Origin of the sequence: Mycobacterium sp. IS-3022, from assembly GCF_001500065.1 — a bacterium.
Lineage (GTDB): Bacteria > Actinomycetota > Actinomycetes > Mycobacteriales > Mycobacteriaceae > Mycobacterium.
This window is the reverse complement of the sequence record NZ_LQIN01000001.1, coordinates 588,096-605,184: the sequence shown is the minus strand read 5'-3', so window position 1 is coordinate 605,184 and position 17,089 is coordinate 588,096. Positions and strand designations below refer to the sequence as shown.

The window sequence follows — 17,089 nt, the reverse complement described above, 5'->3', positions numbered from 1 at the left end:
CTGAGTTGATGGCGAAAGACTTCAACACAGACGCTGACATTCTCGATCAGGTCAACAAGCTCGTCGCCGAGGAGCAAGAGCTGCGCGCCAAGCTTCAGCACCGTGAGATCGACGAGTCAGAAGAGCATCAGAGGCTGAAGACCGTCGAGGTGCAACTCGACCAGTGCTGGGACCTGCTGCGGCAACGCCGCGCCCTGCGGGAAACCGGCGGCGATCCGCGCGAAGCGGAGGTGCGTCCGCCGGACGAGGTCGAGGGCTACCTCAGCTGAACCGCAGTTACGACGTCATCGTCGTCGGAGGCGGCCACAACGGCCTCGTCGCTGCGGCCTATCTGGCCAAGGCCGGTCGCCGCGTGCGGGTGCTCGAACGACTCGACCACGTGGGCGGCGCGGCGGTGTCGGCGCATGCGTTCGACGGCGTCGACGCGCGACTGTCGCGCTACTCCTATCTGGTCAGCCTGTTGCCCCGGCGGATCATCGAAGACCTCGGCGCGCGGGTGCGCCTGCAGCGCCGCCGCTACTCCTCCTATACGCCCGACCCGGCGACCGGCGGTCGCACCGGCCTGCTGATCGGGCCCACGTCGACGTTCGGGCCGACGTCGACGTTCGGGGCGATCGGCGCGGCCTCCGACGAGGCCGCGTTCGCCGATTTCTACCGCCGCAGCGGTGGTCTCGCCGCGCGGTTGTGGCCGACGCTGCTGCAACCGTTGCGTGGTCGCAGCGAGGCTCGCGGTCTCGTCGACGATGCTTCGGCCTGGCGGCTGATGGTCGAGGAGCCGATCGGGCACGCGATCACCGCGGCCGTGGGCGACGACGTGGTGCGCGGCGTGATCGCCACCGACGCGTTGATCGGCACGTTCGCCCGCCTCGACGATCCGTCGCTGATCCAGAACGTGTGCTTCCTGTACCACCTGCTCGGCGGCGGCACCGGCGACTGGGACGTGCCGATCGGCGGGATGGGAGCGGTCAGCGGTGCGCTGGCGGCGGCCGCCGCCGGTAATGGCGCCGAATTGACTTGCGGCGCCGATGTTTACGCGATCGATCCGGACGGCGAGGTGCGATACCGCCACGACGGCGCCGACCGCGCCGTGCACGCCGACGTCGTGCTGGCCAACGTGACGCCGACGGTGCTGGCCGAATTGCTGGGTGAGCCGGCGCCGGAGTCGACGCCCGGCGCGCAGGTCAAGGTGAACCTGATGCTGCGGCGGCTGCCGCGACTGCGCGACGACACCGTCACCGCCGAGCAGGCATTCGGTGGGACGTTCCACGTCAACGAGACCTACAGCCAACTGGACCGGGCGTATGTGCAGGCCGAGCACGGCGTCGTTCCCGATCCGCTGCCGTGCGAGATCTACTGTCATTCATTGACCGATCCGTCGATCCTGTCCGATGAACTGCGCACGGCCGGTGCGCAGACGCTGACGGTGTTCGGCTTGCACACCCCGCACCGGCTGGCGGCGTCGGGCGACCCCGACCGGATACGCGACACGTTGACCTCGGCGGTGCTCAACTCATTGAATTCGGTTCTCGCCGAACCGATTCACGAGGTGTTGCTGGAGGATTCGGCCGGTCGGCTGTGCATCGAAACGAAGACCACCGTCGACCTCGAGCACTCGCTGGGTATGACCGGCGGACACATCTTCCACGGTGGGTTGTCGTGGCCGTTCGTCGAGGCCGACGAGCCGCTGGAAACATCGGCGCAGCGGTGGGGCGTGGCGACCGCGCACGATCGGATCCTGTTGTGCGGCTCAGGGTCTCGCCGTGGTGGTGCGGTGTCGGGGATCGGCGGGCACAACGCGGCGATGGCGGTGTTGGAAGGCCAAGCGCTCAAGTGATATGGGGGGTCACCAGCGGAGCGAGTCGATCGGCCGAGCGCAATGCCCTCGCGGAAGTCGAGTAGAAGCCGAGCGCGATGATCACCACTCCGAGCCCGGCGCAGATCAGCCACAGCGGTCGGGAGGCCACCGCGAAGTCCAGGTCACCCGTCGCCGCCAGTGCGCTTCCGGCGACCGAACCGCACAGCGCCACACCGATACTCACACCGACTTGCCTGCTGGTCGAGGCGATCGCCGACGCGGCACCCGCCCGGTCGGTCGGCATGCCGCTGACCGCCGAGTTGGTCACCGGCGCGTTCACCATCGAGAAGCCGATGCCGAAGACGGCGAAGACGACGAGCATCTCCCACACCGGCGTCGTCGCCGACAACCGGGTGAGCATCAACGTCGCCGCCGTGATCAGCGTGCCCGCGATCAACAGTGACGGCCGGGCGCCGAACCGTCCGACCATCCGCCCCGACAACGGCGAGAACACCAGTGCGCCAATGGCTATCGGTAGATAGATCAGCCCGGTGTGCATCGCCGAGAAGCCCCGCTCGTCCTGCAGGTACAGCGACATCATGAACAGGAAGGCACCCCAGGAGGCGAAGGCGCACACCGCGATCATCGTCGCCGATGAGAACGGAATGCTGCGGAAGAACCTCAGGTCGATGAACGGGTCGGACCGACGGCGTTCGTAGCCGAGAAAGGCGGCCAACGCCACCGCCGCGCCGACCCCGACAACGACGGTCCGCGGGTCGGTCCAACCCATGACCGGGCCCTCGATGAGCATGAAGACGACGCCGAACAGGAACGCCATGCCGAGCCCCTGCCCGACCGGGTCGACGTCGCGCATGGTCGCCGACTTCGACTCCGGCACAAAGAGAGCCGTCAGCAGGATCGCCAGAGCGCAAATCGGCAGGTTGATCCAGAACACCGCACGCCAGTTCATCAATTCGATGAGCGCCCCGCCGACGATCGGCCCCGCGGCCATCGAGATGCCGACGACACCGCCCCACACGCCGATGGCGCGGGCTCGTTCCACCCGGCCGGTGAAGACCTGGGTGATGATGGACATCGCAACGGGATTCATCATCGACCCGCCGATCGCCTGTAAGAGTCGAGCGGCGATCAGGGTCTCGATGTTCGGCGCCAGGCTGCACAGCAGCGACGCGACCGCGAACACCACGAGCCCGAGTTGGAAAGTGCCGCGGCGACCGAACCGGTCGGCGGCCGCGCCCGACAGTAGGAGCAGTGAGGCCAACACCAGGGTGTAGATGTCGATCACCCACTGCAGCTGTGAGCCCGTCGCGTGCAGATCAGCGCGGATGTTGGGAATCGCGACGTTGACGATCGTCGCGTCCATCGACACGATCAGCAGGCTCAGGCAGCAGCTCACCAGGATGATGGCCTTGCGCCGAGCGCTCATGACGCCGCTCACTGCGCGCTCATACGGCGTGAGCGACCACTCTTGCACACGCGAACTCGGCGTGTCGCTGTACAAGCACGGTCACTCGCGGAATGAGCAGATTGCCTAGCGGCTGTTGACGTCCTTGTAGTCGCGTTCGGTGTAGCCGGTGTAGATCTGGCGCGGACGGCCGATCTTGCCGCTGCCCTCGTCGTGCATCTCACGCCAGTGCGCGATCCACCCGGGAAGCCGGCCGAGCGCGAACAGCACGGTGAACATCCGCGTCGGGAAGCCCATCGCCCGGTAGATCACACCGGTGTAGAAGTCGACGTTCGGGTAGAGCTTGCGCTCGATGAAGAAGTCGTCGGTGAGCGCGGCTTCCTCGAGCGTCCGGGCGATGTCGAGCATCTCGTCGTCGCCGCCGAGCTTGCCGAGGATCTTGTCGGCCTGCTCCTTGACGATGCGGGCGCGCGGGTCGTAGTTCTTGTAGACCCGGTGGCCGAAGCCCATCAGCTTCACGCCGTCCTCGCGGTTCTTGACCTTCTTGATGAACTCGTGAACGTCGAAGTCGGCCTGGCGGATCTTCTCCAGCATCTCCAGCACCGCTTGGTTGGCCCCGCCGTGCAGCGGACCCCACAGCGCGTTGATGCCGCCGGAGATCGAGGTGAACAGGTTGGCCTGCGACGAACCGACCAACCGCACCGTCGACGTCGAGCAGTTCTGTTCGTGGTCGGCGTGCAGGATGAACAACATGTCCAGCGCGCGGACGATCTCCGGATCGACCTCATAAGGCTCGGCCGGGAAACCGAACGTCATCCGCAGGAAGTTCTCGACCAGCGTCAGCGAATTGTCCGGGTACAGGAACGGCTGGCCCGCCGACTTCTTGTAGGCGTACGCCGCGATGGTCGGCAACTTGGCCAGCAGCCGGATCGTCGACAGCTCGACCTGGTTGTCGTCGAATGGGTCGAGCGAGTCCTCGTAGTACGTCGACAACGCGTTGACCGCGCTGGACAACACCGGCATCGGATGCGCGTTGGCCGGGAAACCGTCGAAGAACCGCTTCAGGTCCTCGTGCAGCAGCGTGTGCCGCTGGATCCGCGTGGTGAACTCCGCCAGTTGCTCCTTGGAGGGCAGCTCGCCGTAGATCAGCAGGTAGCTGACCTCGATGAAGTTCGACTTCTCGGCGAGCTGCTCGATGGGATAGCCGCGGTAGCGCAGGATGCCGGCGTCGCCGTCGATATAGGTGATCGCGCTCTTGGTCGAAGCGGTGTTGACGAAGCCCTCGTCGAACGTGGTGTAGCCGGTCTTGGACAGCAGCGAACCCAGCGCGATGCCATCGGCGCCTTCGGAGGCGGAAACGATGTCAAGGTCAAGCGTGCCACCGGGGTACGAGAGGGTGGCTTGCCCTTCCCCACTCTTCGCGTTATCGGCCACGAGGATCCCTTCGTCGCTGCTGGGAGTAATCGAACATTGCTCTACAAAAGGTAGTCCCATTCCGGCGGGCGTGCCCCGCCGGGGGCGCTCAGTTGCTCAGACGACCTGCCGGAGGGTTCCCGTCAGGTCGGCGAACTCCGCGAAGACCGCCTCCAAGTGCTCGATCAGGTCATCTATGGACGCCTTCGACGGATCCCCGCTGACCTGCACCGCATCGTTGAGCGCGGTCACGATCACCGCACCCCATATGACCGATGCCAACCGGACCCGCCGGTCGTCCAGCGGGACCCCCATCCGCTTGGCCAACGCGACCTCGATCGCGTTGCCGCGGAACTCGACGGTGACCTGCCGCAGCGCCGGCGACGACAGGACGATCCGCGTGATGCACAAGATCCGCTCAGCAGTCAGCTCGCCGGGCCCGGCGTGCTTGGAAGCCCTGGCCATCGTGACGTAGGCCCGCAGGATCGCCTCGAAGTGGTTCAGGTCCTCAGGTTGCCGAGCCAGTTCGATGGCGGTTTGGTCGATTATCTCGTCGACCAACGCCAGCGCGATGGCGTCCTTGGTGGGGAAGTACCGGCTGAAGGTGCGCGGCGAGACGTCGGCGACCGCGGCAATCTGCTCGACGGTGGTGTTGTCGAAACCCTGCCCGTTGCAGAGCTCGACGGCCGCATCGATGAGGGTGGCCCGGGTGCGCTGCTTCTTGCGCTCGCGCAGGCCGACAGCCTGCGCCCCGGTACCGTCGGACACGAAGGGCATCCTAACGGCCGAACATATGAGAGAGCTAAGAAATTGACCTCCCGTAACGATGGTCGACGTCACGATTTGCTCGGTAAGACGCGCGCTAGCGAAGGAGTGCGCGGCTACCGGCGCTACGGCTGTAACCGTTCGATGCGGTCGCCCTGGACGCGAATCCTGTTGTGTATGCGGTCCTCTCGGCCCTGCCAGAACTCCACGACTTCGGCGGCGATCAGGTAGCCGCCCCAGTTCGGCGGCACCGGAACCGCGTCGTATGCGGCGAATCGCTTTGTCACGTCGGCGAGCTGCTCCAGCAGCGACGCACGCGAGGCGATCGGCTTGGATTGGTACGACGCCCACGCACCGAGTTGAGATCCCCGCGGCCGCTTGGACCAGTAGTCGGCGGTCTCCTCCGCGGACACCTTCGTCACCGGTCCGCGGACGTGAACCTGGCGACCCAGCAGGTACCAGGGAAAGGTGGCCGACGCGTACGGCGTCGCGGCCAGTTGCGCGCCCTTGTCGGAGTCGTAGTTGGTGTAGAAGGTGATGCCGGCCTCGGCCACGCTCTTGCACAACACCGAGCGCGTCACGGGCCTGCCCTGCGTGTCGACGGTGCCGACCACCATGGCGTTCGGTTCGGCGACGCCCGCGCGTTCGGCATCGGCTAACCACTTGCGCAACAACGCAGCCCAGCCGTCGTCCAGCCAGTCGGCATCCAGGTCGGGGCTACCGTCCTTCTCCGCTGAGCCGTATTCCACCCGCATCCTCGCCAAGTGCTCTGGGTTTTCCGGGCCTACCGCCGCCACGCGACAACGCTACGCCCAAGCCGTGCGGCCCGGTCCGATCAACCGGTAGATGGCACCCGAAAGTCGAGTGCGAGAATCTGGCCATGAGTGCGGTGCCTGAAGACTTCGTGCCCGGCCTCGAAGGCGTGGTCGCGTTCACCTCCGAGATCGCCGAACCCGACAAGGACGGCGGCGCGCTCCGGTACCGCGGCGTCGACATCGAGGATCTGGTCAACCAGAAGGTGACCTTCGGCGACGTGTGGGCGCTGCTGGTCGACGGGAAGTTCGGCGACGGTCTGCCGCCCGCCGAACCGTTTCCGCTGCCCATCCACAGCGGCGATGTCCGAGTCGACGTGCAGGCGGGCCTGGCGATGCTGGCCCCGATCTGGGGCTATCCCCCGCTGCTGGACATCGACGATGCGACCGCCCGCGGCCACCTCGCCCGCGCGTCGGTGATGGCGCTGTCCTACGTCGCGCAATCCGCCCGCGGCATTCACCAACCCGCCGTCCCGCAACGCACCATCGACGAATGTTCGACCGTCACCGAACGGTTCATGACCCGCTGGCAGGGCGAGCCGGATCCCAGGCATGTCGAGGCCATCGACGCGTACTGGGTGAGCGCCGCCGAGCACGGCATGAACGCGTCCACATTCACCGCGCGGGTGATCGCGTCGACCGGCGCCGACGTGGCGGCCGCTCTCTCGGGTGCGATCGGCGCGATGAGCGGGCCGCTGCACGGCGGTGCCCCGGCGCGGGTGATCCCGATGATCGAGGAGGCCGAGCAGACCGGCGATGCCCGCGCGGTCGTCAAGGGGATCCTCGACCGCAACGAGAAGCTGATGGGCTTCGGGCACCGGGTGTACCGAGCCGAGGATCCGCGGGCCCGGGTGCTGCGCGCGACCGCCAAGCGGCTGGAGGCGCCACGCTATGAGGTGGCCGCGGCGCTCGAGCAGGCCGCGCTGAGCGAGTTGCGGGAACGGCGGCCCGACCGTGCCATCGAGACCAATGTCGAGTTCTGGGCAGCGGTGATCCTCGACTTCGCGCAGGTGCCGACCAGGATGATGCCCGCGATGTTCACCTGCGGGCGCACCGCCGGCTGGTGCGCACACATCCTCGAGCAGAAACGGCTCGGCAAGCTGGTGCGCCCATCGGCGATTTACGTCGGACCGGGGCCGCGCAGCCCGGAGTCGGTCGAGGGATGGGACCGAGTCGTCCGGCCGTGACGACGGCGTTCGCCTCGGCGGCAGACAGTTTCGCGCGTCTGGTCGGGCGGATTCCCGCCGACGCGTGGTCCGGTCCCGGCCTTGGGGAGTGGGACCTGCGTTCGCTCGTCGGTCACACGTCGCGGTCCTTGACCACGGTGATCGATTACCTTGGGGCCCCCGCGGAGCGCGAGGACATCGCCACACCGCAGGAGTACTACGCGCGGGTGAACCCCGCCGCGTTGGGCATGGACCCCGCCGAGGTCGCCGAGCGCGGCAGGCAGGCGGGCCGGGATCTCGGTGACGATCCGGCCGGTGCCGTCGAGGCGCTGGTTTCGCGCGCACTGACCCAACTGGATGCCGTCGACGACCCACTGATGACCGTGCTCGGTGGGCTGGGCATCCGGCTGCAGACCTATCTGCCGACGCGGACGTTCGAGCTGGCGGTGCACTGCTTGGATATCGCCCGTGCCCTTGGCATTTCGTTCGCCTTGCCACCTGCGGTACTCGAGGAGGCGTTGGTCCTGGCGGCGCGCATCGCGGCCGGGCAGGACGGCGACCCGGTGCTGCTGGCGCTCACCGGGCGCGATGCGCTGCCGCCGTCGTACTCGGTCGTCTGAGCCACCGCTTTCTGTCGGTGCGTCGTGGTTGCATGGCTCACGTACCCCAAGTGGCGATGAATTGAGCGCAATCGCCTGGTCGGTACTGCAAGCCCCCTGTGGGGGAAGACCGAGAATCGAAAGGAACTTCCGAATGGCCATCGAGGTTCAGCCCGACGTATCCCCCATGCTCACGGTCAGCGACGGTGCCGCGGCGATCGACTTCTATGTCAAAGCCTTCGACGCCGAGGAGCTCGGCCGCGTCCCGGGGCCCGACGGCAAGAAGTTGTTTCACGCCGCGCTGCGGATCAACGGCAAGCTGGTGATGCTCAACGACGATTTTCCCGAGATGAACGACGGCAAGTCGGCGACGCCGGAAGCGCTCGGCGGCTCGCCGGTGACCATCCACCTGACCGTCAATGACGTCGATGCCAAGTTCCAGAAGGCTGTCGACGCGGGCGCGACGGTCGTGATGCCGCTCGACGACATGTTCTGGGGCGACCGCTACGGCGAGCTGCGTGACCCCTTCGGACATTTGTGGTCGATGGGTCAGCCGGTGCGCGAGGTCAGCCCAGAGGAGATCGACAAGGCGGTCAAGCAGCACCAGTAGCCGGCGCTATCGGCGTAGCCCGGCGAGCAGACGCCGACCGAGCGGCGGTGCGGGGGCGTCTGCCGCCGCGGCGAGCATCTCGGCGACGGTGGTGAGCTTGACGCGGGGCCGGTCGTCTCCGCCGCGGGCGATCTCGGCGGCGTCGATCGCCTTCCACCCACGGGCGTCGACCAGGTCGGGCCGCCGGCTGCGCACGAGCCTGTCGAGCGCGGCCGGCTTGGCTCGAGCCCTGTCGGGGTCGCGCAGCAGGCCGTCGTTGTAGTCGGCGACGAGATTGCGCACCGCCTCCGCCGCGCAGGACTTGTTGGTGCCGATGAACCCGGTCGGACCGCGTTTGATCCAGCCCGCGACGTAGCTGCCGGCGACCGGTGCACCCGTTTGCGGGTCGATTACGCGACCACCGTCGTTGGGCACCACCGCCGCGGTTTCGTCGAACGGAAGCCCGCGAACCGGTCTGCCGCGGTAGCCGATCGAGGTCAGCACCAGCCCGGTGTCGAGTCGATGCACTTCCTCGGTTCCGGTGAGCGTGAACTCGATCGCTTCGGCGCGGACACCGCCGACAATCCGTTTCGGCGTCAAGTCATACGCCAACCGGATGCGGGGCCGCGTCACCGGCGCCGAAGCGTCGCCGAGCTTGCTCAACAGCTCCAGCTTGTTGCGCGTCAGCGGAGCCTGCGCGTCGGCAAGGTCGCGACTGACCAGATCGTGGTCGGCGGCCGAGAGGACCACCTCGCTCGTCGACGTCAGCCCGATCAACTCTGGCAACGTGAACGCCGAGTTCGCCGGGCCGCGCCGAGCGGCGATCACCACCTCGGTCACCTTGGAGGCGCGCAGCGCGGCGAGCGCATGATCGGAGATGTCCGTGCGCGCCAGCGCGTCGGGATCGGCGGTCAGGATGCGTGCGACATCGAGTGCGACGTTGCCGTTGCCGATCAGGACCACTCGCTCGGAGCTGAGATCGACTGGCAATTCAGTGAATTCGGGGTGGCCGTTGTACCAGGCCACGAACTCCGTTGCGGTGCCGGTGCCCGGCAGGTCCATGCCCTCGATGTCGAGGCGGCGGTCGTTGGGCGCGCCGACCGCGTAGAGCACGGCGTGATGGTGCGCGAGCAACTCGTCGTGCGTCAGGTCCGAGCCGACCTCGACGTTGAGGTAGAACGTGAAGCCGGGCTCGCGGGTGACCCTGTCGAACAACCGGGTGACGCCCTTGGTGCTCTGATGGTCGGGAGCAACACCCGCGCGCACCAGGCCGTAGGGCGTGGGCAGCCGTTCGAAGACGTTGACCCGCACGCCTTTCTGGGTGAGCAGCTCGTCGGCGGCATACATCGCCGCCGGCCCCGAGCCGACGATCGCCACGGTGAGCGGTCCGCTGGGCCGGGGATACACCACCGGCGCCTCGATGACCGGCGCCAGTTTCGACGTCGGCGGCAGCTTGCCCTCGCGCTCGGGGTAGAACGCGGCGTTCAGCGCGACGAACGGCAGCTGCTTTGGCTCCAGCCTGGTGTCAGGCGCGATGGCTCCGACCGGGCAGGCCGATACGCACGCGCCGCAGTCCACGCACGCGACCGGGTCGATGTAGAGCATCTCGGCGGTGGCGAAGCCCGGCTCGTCGGGCGACGGGTGGATGCAGTTCACCGGACACGCGTAGACACAGGACCCGTCGCTGCAACACGACTGGGTGATCACATGCGGCACAAAAGCCCCCTAGGCGGCGACCACGTGCTGGCGCGCCGGCTCGCTGCGGTACCGGCTCGGCTTTCCGTCGATCTTGCAGATCCGCCAGATGAGCTTGGCGATCGGATTGATCAGGCCGGTGTCGTGGCACAGCATCCGGACGTCGCCGAACATGTCGCGCAGCATCTGCTTGGACTCGGGCGAGCGGAAGAAGACCTCCTTGCGCACCGAGCGCGGAATGTCGAATTCCTTCCAGAACGCCCTCGGCGGGACGATGATCGCCGAACACAGGATCCGCATGGTCAGTGGGACATAGAGCGACAACCAGAACCGCTTGCGCCGCGGTAGGTGCGGAACCCGCTTGCGCAGGTACTCGTGGGCGAACGAGATATGGCGGGCCTCCTCGGCCACGTGGATCGCCATCACCTTTTCCATGATCGGATGCAGGGACTTGCCTTCGCGCAGCACGTTTTTCTGCGTGTGGTCGATCGGCTCTTCGCCGGCGAGGATGCCGAACCAGAACGGGATGGGCAACGGCCCGGCCACCAGCGGGATCAGCGGCTGAATCCACTTGAGCAGCCGCGGCATACCGGGAACGTCGGCCCCGATGCGATTGACCATCTCCTGGAACATCAGCGTGTGGTTGCACTCTTCGACCGCCTCGTGCAGGCAGTACCGGTACTCCGGCGACCCGTTCGGCGTCCAGAACGCGTACTCCATCAGGCCACGGATGAGGATCGACTCGAAATGCAGACCGACTTTGGCGACGTTGGCCTGACGCCACATGCCGATCTCGATCTGCCGCTCGAGCGGCTGCGCCTGGTACCAGGGGTGGCGGCCCAGTGGATCGGTCGCCGGCAGGACCCAGCGCGGGTCGTTCGGCACGACCGCGAACTCCGGCGAATCCCAGTCGATGTCGGTGTACGGATTGAAGTTGCGCCGCACCGAGCCCTCGGACAGCGTGGTGAGCGTGTCGACGTAATGGGCGTCGTCGCTGACTTCCATGTTGCGACGCCAACGCCTGACCATACGAGTCCGGGCCATCTTCAGACCTCCCCTGTGAGGTTTACATCTGCGCCTTTAATGTCCAGCAACGGTACCGCAGGTATCGCCTACTGAACATACCCCGTTGCGCGATGTGTCACACCGGCGGTTGGTGACTGAGATGTGACGGCGGCCACAGTTCGCGACAGACGGCCAGATACCGGCCGGTCGAGCGGCGCTGCCTATTTCTCGCCGAACTCGCCGACCGCGGCTGCCCTGTTGCCGTTGCGCAGGACCGAGAACCCGGCCTCGGTCATGCCGCAGTCGGTGATGATCGCGCGGTGGCCGGGGCTGTTCATCCACCAGTTGACCGCCGCAGCCGGGACGGCGCCCACGCCGGTGCTCCAGAAGATGATCTCGCCGACATTGGCATACGACGTGTAGCCGGCGTCCGTGATTCGCTTGACGACGGAGGAACCGTCCGAGCCCGTGTGGTTGACCACGCCGTTGGCCAGCATGTCGTTGGCCTGCCGTGATGCGGCCGCCGAGAGTTGCGGGTTGGCCGCGACGGGACCGCAGCCGTTGGCCGCGCGCGTGGCGTTGATCTCGTTCAGCAACGCACCGCCCTCGTCGGCGTGGGCAGGAACCGCGAACAGCGGGCTGAAAAGCGTCACCGCGGCTGCGCAGAGCGTTGTCAGTGTCGAAGTCCTCGCAAGACTCATCACGTGCCCCCCTGGGCTCGAGCTGCAGTCCCCGACTGGTCACAGTATGGACACAGCGAGGTCTCTATATCGACCGTTTACCCACATTTCCCGGATTTTCTGTCCGCCCCTCCCGGCGGCCGGTGCGCAAGCCCGGTCACTATCGTTGACCGCATGGCCGACCTGACGATCCCCGCCGACCTCAAACCGCGCGACGGCCGCTTCGGCTGCGGGCCTTCCAAGGTCCGGCCGGAACAGCTGGCCGCGCTCGCCGCCGCCGGCGACCTGTTCGGCACGTCGCATCGCCAGGCGCCGGTCAAGAACCTGGTGGGCCGGGTACGCGACGGGCTGCGTCAGCTGTTCTCGCTGCCCGACGGCTACGAGGTGATCCTCGGCAACGGCGGCACCACCGCATTCTGGGACGCCGCGGCGTTTGGTCTCATCGACAAACGCTCACTGCACCTGACCTACGGCGAGTTCAGTTCGAAATTCGCTTCGGCGGTGGCCAAGAACCCGTTCGTCGGTGACCCCGTCGTCATCAAAGCCGATCCCGGCAGCGCGCCGAAGCCGCAGTCGGACCCGTCGGTCGACCTGATCGGCTGGGCACACAACGAGACGTCGACGGGCGTCGCCGTGCCCGTGCAACGCCCGGACGGATCCGGAGATGCTCTGATCGCGATCGACGCCACCTCCGCGGCCGGCGGCCTGCCCGTCGACATCACCGAATCCGACGTCTACTACTTCGCGCCGCAGAAGAACTTCGCCAGCGACGGCGGGCTGTGGGTGGCGATCCTGTCGCCCGCCGCGCTCGCCCGGGTCGTGGCGATCGCAGGCTCGGGCCGCTGGGTGCCGGAGTTCCTCTCGCTGCCGATCGCCATCGACAACAGCAGCAAGAACCAGACCTACAACACCCCGGCCATCGGCACTCTGGTGCTGTTTGCCGAGCAGCTGGACTGGATGCTGGCCAACGGCGGCCTGGACTGGGCGGTCAAGCGCACGGCGGACTCGTCGCAGCGGCTGTACGGCTGGGCGGAGGCCGCACCGTTCGCGACGCCGTTCGTGACCGATGCGGAGTTGCGCTCACAGGTCGTCGGCACCGTGGACTTCAGCGACGACGTCGATGCCGGAGCCGTTGCCAAGACGCTGCGAGCGAACGGCATCGTCGACACCGAGCCGTACCGCAAGCTCGGCCGCAACCAGTTGCGGGTCGGGATGTTCCCGGCCGTCGACCCCGACGACGTCAGCGCGCTCACCGCGTGCATCGACTGGGTGGTGGAGCGGCTCTAGCCGCGACCAACGGCCGGGAGCGGCTCTAGCCGCGACCAACGGCCGGGAGCGGCTTTAGCCGCGACCAACGGGCGCGGGGCGGCTTGCTCTCCCCGCGTGTCCTACCAGGTAACAAGCCGATAACGCAGTACTGTCCGGGGAACGGGCTTGGCGCTAGCCCGGAGGAGGTCGCCATGCGAGAACTCAAAGTCGTCGGACTCGACGTTGACGGCAAACGAATCATCTGCGAGGCCGCCGACTCCGGTGACAAGTTCATCCTGCGGCCCGACGAACGTTTGCGGGCCGCCATTCGTGGCGACCAAGTCGGCTTGAGCCAGACACGAAACGAGACCGAGGTGCAAAACGTGCTGCGCCCCAAAGAGATTCAGGCCAGAATCAGGGCCGGTGCGTCCGTCGCGCAGGTTGCAGAGGCGTCGGGCGTCGACGTGGCCCGCATCGAGCGGTTTGCCCATCCGGTGTTGCTGGAGCGTTCCCGAGCGGCGGAACTGGCAACGGCCGCCCATCCGGTCCTTCCCGACGGCCCGTCCGTGTTGACGCTGCTGGAAACGGTCACGACGGCGTTGATCGCGCGCGGTCTCGACCCGGACGCCCCCATGTGGGACGCATGGCGCAACGAGGACGGTCGTTGGACCGTGCAGTTGGCGTGGAAGGCGGGGATGTCCGACAACGTCGCACACTTCCGCTACACCCCTGGCGCGCACGGCGGCACCGTGACGGCGTTCGACGACGCGGCATCCGAGCTGATCGACCCGAGCTTCGCGCGTCCGCTGCGGCCGGTGGCAGCGCTGCGCGAGCCGGAGGTCCGGGTCGAGGAGCCGACGCTGCCGATCGACCCGCCGCTGCAGGCCACCGCGCCCGAACCGCCCGGAACTGCGTCCGAGGCTGTCGCGCCGCAGCAGCCGAAGCCCCGCAGGGGTAAGGCGAAGCCGGCGGTGCCGGCTTGGGAGGACGTCCTGCTGGGTGTGCGGTCCAGCGGCCAACGGTAAGCCTTATCCCCGAACCGCTATCCACTAGCTTGTTGCGTCTTTGATCTCGGCGGTCTCCTAACCGCTGGGAATCTTGGCGACGTTGGGCGCCGGCCGGTGATGCTAAGATCGTCCAGCAAACTGCGGCCGCGTCGTTTTCGCTCAAAGGGGTCTGAATGTCCGGGGATTTGCGCGTTGATCCGGTGGATGTGCGAATGGCCGCCGATCACGTTGATCTAGCCGCCGACAATCTGCGGGCAGGGCATGGTTCCGCCCACGAGCGCATGGGCGCTGCTCAGGCAGGATGGATCGGTACGAGTGCCACCACGCTGGCCTCTGCAGCAGCGAAGTGGGAACAGGAGTCGGCAGGCCTGTATTCGGAAATCGCTGGGCATGCTGGAAACTTCCGGGCCGCTGCGGCCGGGTATACGACGACCGACAACCAGGGCGCATTAAATATTGTCAACGCTGCCAGCAAACTTGACGACATGGGGATCTGACCCTTGGGGATGTCGTTGGCCGATGTTCAACGGTGGGAGCCTGAACAAATCGACGAAGTCTCGGAGGCGGCGGCACAGCGCGCCCGCACGAGCGGCGAGCAGGCCCAGGCCCTACGCAATCTGAAAGTGTTTTCGACTTGGCGGGGTGAGGCCGGCGAGGCCGCGAAGCAGGCAATAGAGCGCTCAGCGACCCGGCTGGACATGACAGCGAAAGAGTCGTTCCTCGTGTCGCTCGGCGCGCAGAAATCAGCGCAGGACGCGCGCACGGTCAAGAACGACCTACACAGCATTCTCCAGGACGCCGCCGCGAATCCGGCAGTGACGGTCGATATGGCCACCAACACAGTGATTCCACCGGATACAACGGGATGGGACGACACGGAAGTAAAGGCGTTGGCGGACAAGATCAACGACCTCGAGAACCGGATCGTCGCGGTGCTGGCTAGTGCCGAAGAGACCGACGCCGATTTGGCGCGCGTGCTGACCGCAGCGACGGGCGGCGATCCCGCAACGCCGACCGAACAAGGCGCCGCGGACGGAACCTCGCTTCAGGATGGCCAGCTCACCCCCGAGGAGTCCGCGCGGCTTACCGAGAACACCACGCTTACGCCGGAGCAGCTCGCGGCGCTGCAGCGCGGCAACCTGGTGCTGCCCGCCAGCCAGATGGAGTACCTGCATCAATTGTCACGATCGCTGGATGGCAAGAGCACGCCTGAGATTCGGGCGCTGATGGACAAGCTTGGCACTGACGGGGCCCGGCTCCAGGACGCCCTGCAGATGGTGTCGAACGAACACATCAGCGCGACCGGGATCGACCCATCGCTCAAACCAGGCGATAGCGGCTACGTGCCGGCGCGGGGTAGTTTCGACGCACTCCCCGACGCCGTACGACGCGATCTCACAAAGTTCCCGTTGAACTTCCCAGAGACCAACGTAGCGCCTGGGGTCTATCCGCAAGCGCGCCAAGAACTTCGCGACCTAGCCGCGATGGTGGACAAGGGCAACCCGGCACTGCAGGCAGGCACGACCTTCGACCAGCACATGCTCAAGCAAGCTGAGGTCATGCTCGAGAACTCGAAGGTTCCGCAAGACGTGGTCCCCTTCGTAAAGGGACAGGTTGATCCTGTGTTGCAGGACATGCTGTCGGCGGCCGGGCGTGACCAGATCGCGGTGTACGACGCGCTCGCAGGTGAAGGTAGTAAGCCACCGAACGACGAATTCATCGAGAACCTGATGACCCACCAGTGGGCCGACGACGGGGCCGCAGCCGGCAGTTTTCTGCACGGCACCGCACCGGTCGCCAACCCCACCGATGTAACCGACCCCACGCAGCTGGCCCAAGCCACGCGGGCGGGGGAAACCCTGAACGCAGTCGATTTATGGGCCGGCTCCCACCACGACAGGCTGCTCAACATCGCCGGAACCGACGGCCAGTCTCTCGGCCAAGTGAACCCGGAACTCACCAAAGCACTCGCCGAGGCCAACAAGCCCTACCTCGACGACATGATGAAGAACAACCTCGACAACACCCGCGGGTTCGACGCGCTCGACGATCCAAAGGTGGACGCTGGATTGACCAACACCAGGGGGCTCTTCTCGGTTATCGACACCAACGAGGAGGCTGCCGCCACTCTCAACAGCCAGGCCTACCTGAATAGCCTGCAGTACCAACACAATTTCGAACAGTCCATCATCGACGGAGGCCTGGTCGACACTGGCGACCTGGAGTCGGCAGGCACCCAGCGCGGTGTCATCGAAGCGGGCGCCAATGTCGCCGCCAACGACGCGATCAGCGACGCCAACGCGGCCGCGCAAAATGCCTTTGAGAATAGGAAGCAGTGGTTTCAGCTTGCAGAAACCCTTGGCGCAAACGTGCCGGGAGTGCAGCAGATTCTCGACGGCGTTTCCGACGATGCCCTCCAAGACATGTTTGTTGGCGACGCACCAAAACCGAACGCCCCCACCCCTGTCACTATGGGCACCTCTGATGCCCTGCAGCACTCCATCGCCCAAGAGCTTCTCAACAACCACATCGGTGACGCGAGCGCGTTCACGGAGAGGGGGTTGATTGATCCGGCAACGGGCCAGCTCAAGTCCCTTGAGGACGATGACGTGCGTCTGAGCGACTTCAAGAGCGCGTTCACCAACTATTTCGAGGGCATTGACCCGTCGGTCAAGTTCGGGATCGAAGACTACGAGGACCGCTACCGTGACGCGCTGCCTAAACCGCCCGCCGAGCCCGGAAAATGACCGCCAAAACCGTCGCGCGATGGTGCGCCGCGCTGCTGCTAACCCTCGGGACGGTGGGATGTCACGGCCGCGACGATCCCACGCCCTCTCCCGTTGAACCCAAGTTTGCGAACTGGCCGGACACGTTGGACGGCTTTAGGTT

The 17,089-nt window shown here is 66.4% G+C and carries 16 protein-coding genes; 9 read left to right on the top strand and 7 right to left on the bottom strand.

The genetic code is table 11. The features are described from left to right. Positions 1–8 precede the first annotated feature (8 nt). Together AU188_RS03000 and AU188_RS02995 are read left to right on the top strand one after the other, a co-directional pair. Complete coding sequence (locus tag AU188_RS03000; protein WP_059162167.1) at positions 9–269, top strand: DUF2630 family protein; 261 nt, start codon at positions 9–11, stop codon at positions 267–269. Further along, entirely contained in the window at positions 266–1,834 is a 1,569-nt protein-coding gene (locus AU188_RS02995; RefSeq protein ID WP_059162296.1) for a phytoene desaturase family protein, read from the top strand. Before AU188_RS03000 ends, AU188_RS02995 begins: the two co-directional genes overlap by 4 nt. Here AU188_RS02995 and AU188_RS02990 read toward each other — a convergent pair. The 4 genes from AU188_RS02990 to pdxH all read right to left on the bottom strand — a co-directional run bounded on the left by AU188_RS02990 (position 1,827) and on the right by pdxH (position 6,154). Further along, entirely contained in the window at positions 1,827–3,242 is a 1,416-nt protein-coding gene (locus AU188_RS02990; RefSeq protein WP_059162166.1) for an MFS transporter, read from the bottom strand. The genes AU188_RS02995 and AU188_RS02990 overlap by 8 nt on opposite strands. A 105-nt stretch (positions 3,243–3,347) precedes the next feature. Further along, a complete protein-coding gene (locus AU188_RS02985) occupies positions 3,348–4,655 on the bottom strand; it encodes a citrate synthase (RefSeq protein ID WP_082684017.1) in 1,308 nt (435 codons plus the stop codon). Between the two features lie 96 nt (positions 4,656–4,751). Beyond that, positions 4,752–5,411 (bottom strand): TetR/AcrR family transcriptional regulator, encoded by a 660-nt coding sequence (locus AU188_RS02980; RefSeq protein ID WP_156426546.1) that lies wholly within the window; start codon positions 5,409–5,411, stop codon positions 4,752–4,754. A 113-nt stretch (positions 5,412–5,524) separates the two neighbouring features. Beyond that, positions 5,525–6,154, bottom strand: coding sequence for a pyridoxamine 5'-phosphate oxidase (gene pdxH, locus AU188_RS02975; RefSeq protein ID WP_059162165.1), 630 nt, complete (start codon positions 6,152–6,154; stop codon positions 5,525–5,527). 125 nt (positions 6,155–6,279) lie between these two features. Here pdxH and AU188_RS02970 point away from each other — a divergent pair, with 125 nt between their 5' ends. From AU188_RS02970 to AU188_RS02960, 3 genes are all read left to right on the top strand, one after another. Continuing rightward, complete coding sequence (locus tag AU188_RS02970) at positions 6,280–7,398, top strand: citrate synthase 2 (protein ID WP_059162164.1); 1,119 nt, start codon at positions 6,280–6,282, stop codon at positions 7,396–7,398. Next, entirely contained in the window at positions 7,374–7,997 is a 624-nt protein-coding gene (locus AU188_RS02965) for a maleylpyruvate isomerase family mycothiol-dependent enzyme (RefSeq protein ID WP_059162163.1), read from the top strand. The genes AU188_RS02970 and AU188_RS02965 overlap by 25 nt, the downstream gene beginning before the upstream one ends. Positions 7,998–8,130: 133 nt before the next feature. Then, positions 8,131–8,586 (top strand): VOC family protein, encoded by a 456-nt coding sequence (locus tag AU188_RS02960; protein WP_059162162.1) that lies wholly within the window; start codon positions 8,131–8,133, stop codon positions 8,584–8,586. A 6-nt stretch (positions 8,587–8,592) separates the two neighbouring features. Here the strand turns inward: AU188_RS02960 and AU188_RS02955 are convergent, their stop codons facing one another. The 3 genes from AU188_RS02955 to AU188_RS02945 form a co-directional block, all read right to left on the bottom strand. Then, positions 8,593–10,281 (bottom strand): FAD-dependent oxidoreductase, encoded by a 1,689-nt coding sequence (locus AU188_RS02955; RefSeq protein WP_059162161.1) that lies wholly within the window; start codon positions 10,279–10,281, stop codon positions 8,593–8,595. Between the two features lie 9 nt (positions 10,282–10,290). Further along, positions 10,291–11,304 carry an AurF N-oxygenase family protein gene (locus AU188_RS02950; RefSeq protein ID WP_059162160.1) on the bottom strand — a complete coding sequence of 338 codons (1,014 nt, stop codon included), beginning with the start codon at positions 11,302–11,304 and terminating at the stop codon, positions 10,291–10,293. 182 nt (positions 11,305–11,486) lie between these two features. Next, positions 11,487–11,918: a CAP domain-containing protein gene (locus AU188_RS02945; RefSeq protein ID WP_286137255.1), complete on the bottom strand. Its 432-nt coding sequence runs from the start codon at positions 11,916–11,918 to the stop codon at positions 11,487–11,489. 201 nt (positions 11,919–12,119) lie between these two features. Between AU188_RS02945 and serC the strand changes: the two genes are divergently transcribed. The 4 genes from serC (at position 12,120) to AU188_RS02925 (ending at position 16,947) form a co-directional block, all read left to right on the top strand. Beyond that, entirely contained in the window at positions 12,120–13,232 is a 1,113-nt protein-coding gene (serC, locus tag AU188_RS02940; protein ID WP_059162158.1) for a phosphoserine transaminase, read from the top strand. 173 nt (positions 13,233–13,405) lie between these two features. After that, the gene (gene sepH / locus AU188_RS02935; protein ID WP_059162157.1) at positions 13,406–14,218 is read left to right on the top strand and encodes a septation protein SepH; all 813 of its coding nucleotides are present in this window, start codon (positions 13,406–13,408) and stop codon (positions 14,216–14,218) included. A gap of 155 nt (positions 14,219–14,373) precedes the next feature. Beyond that, entirely contained in the window at positions 14,374–14,697 is a 324-nt protein-coding gene (locus AU188_RS02930; RefSeq protein WP_059162156.1) for a WXG100 family type VII secretion target, read from the top strand. Positions 14,698–14,706: 9 nt separating this feature from the next. After that, complete coding sequence (locus AU188_RS02925; RefSeq protein ID WP_059162155.1) at positions 14,707–16,947, top strand: TPR repeat domain-containing protein; 2,241 nt, start codon at positions 14,707–14,709, stop codon at positions 16,945–16,947. The last annotated feature ends 142 nt before the right edge of the window (positions 16,948–17,089 follow it).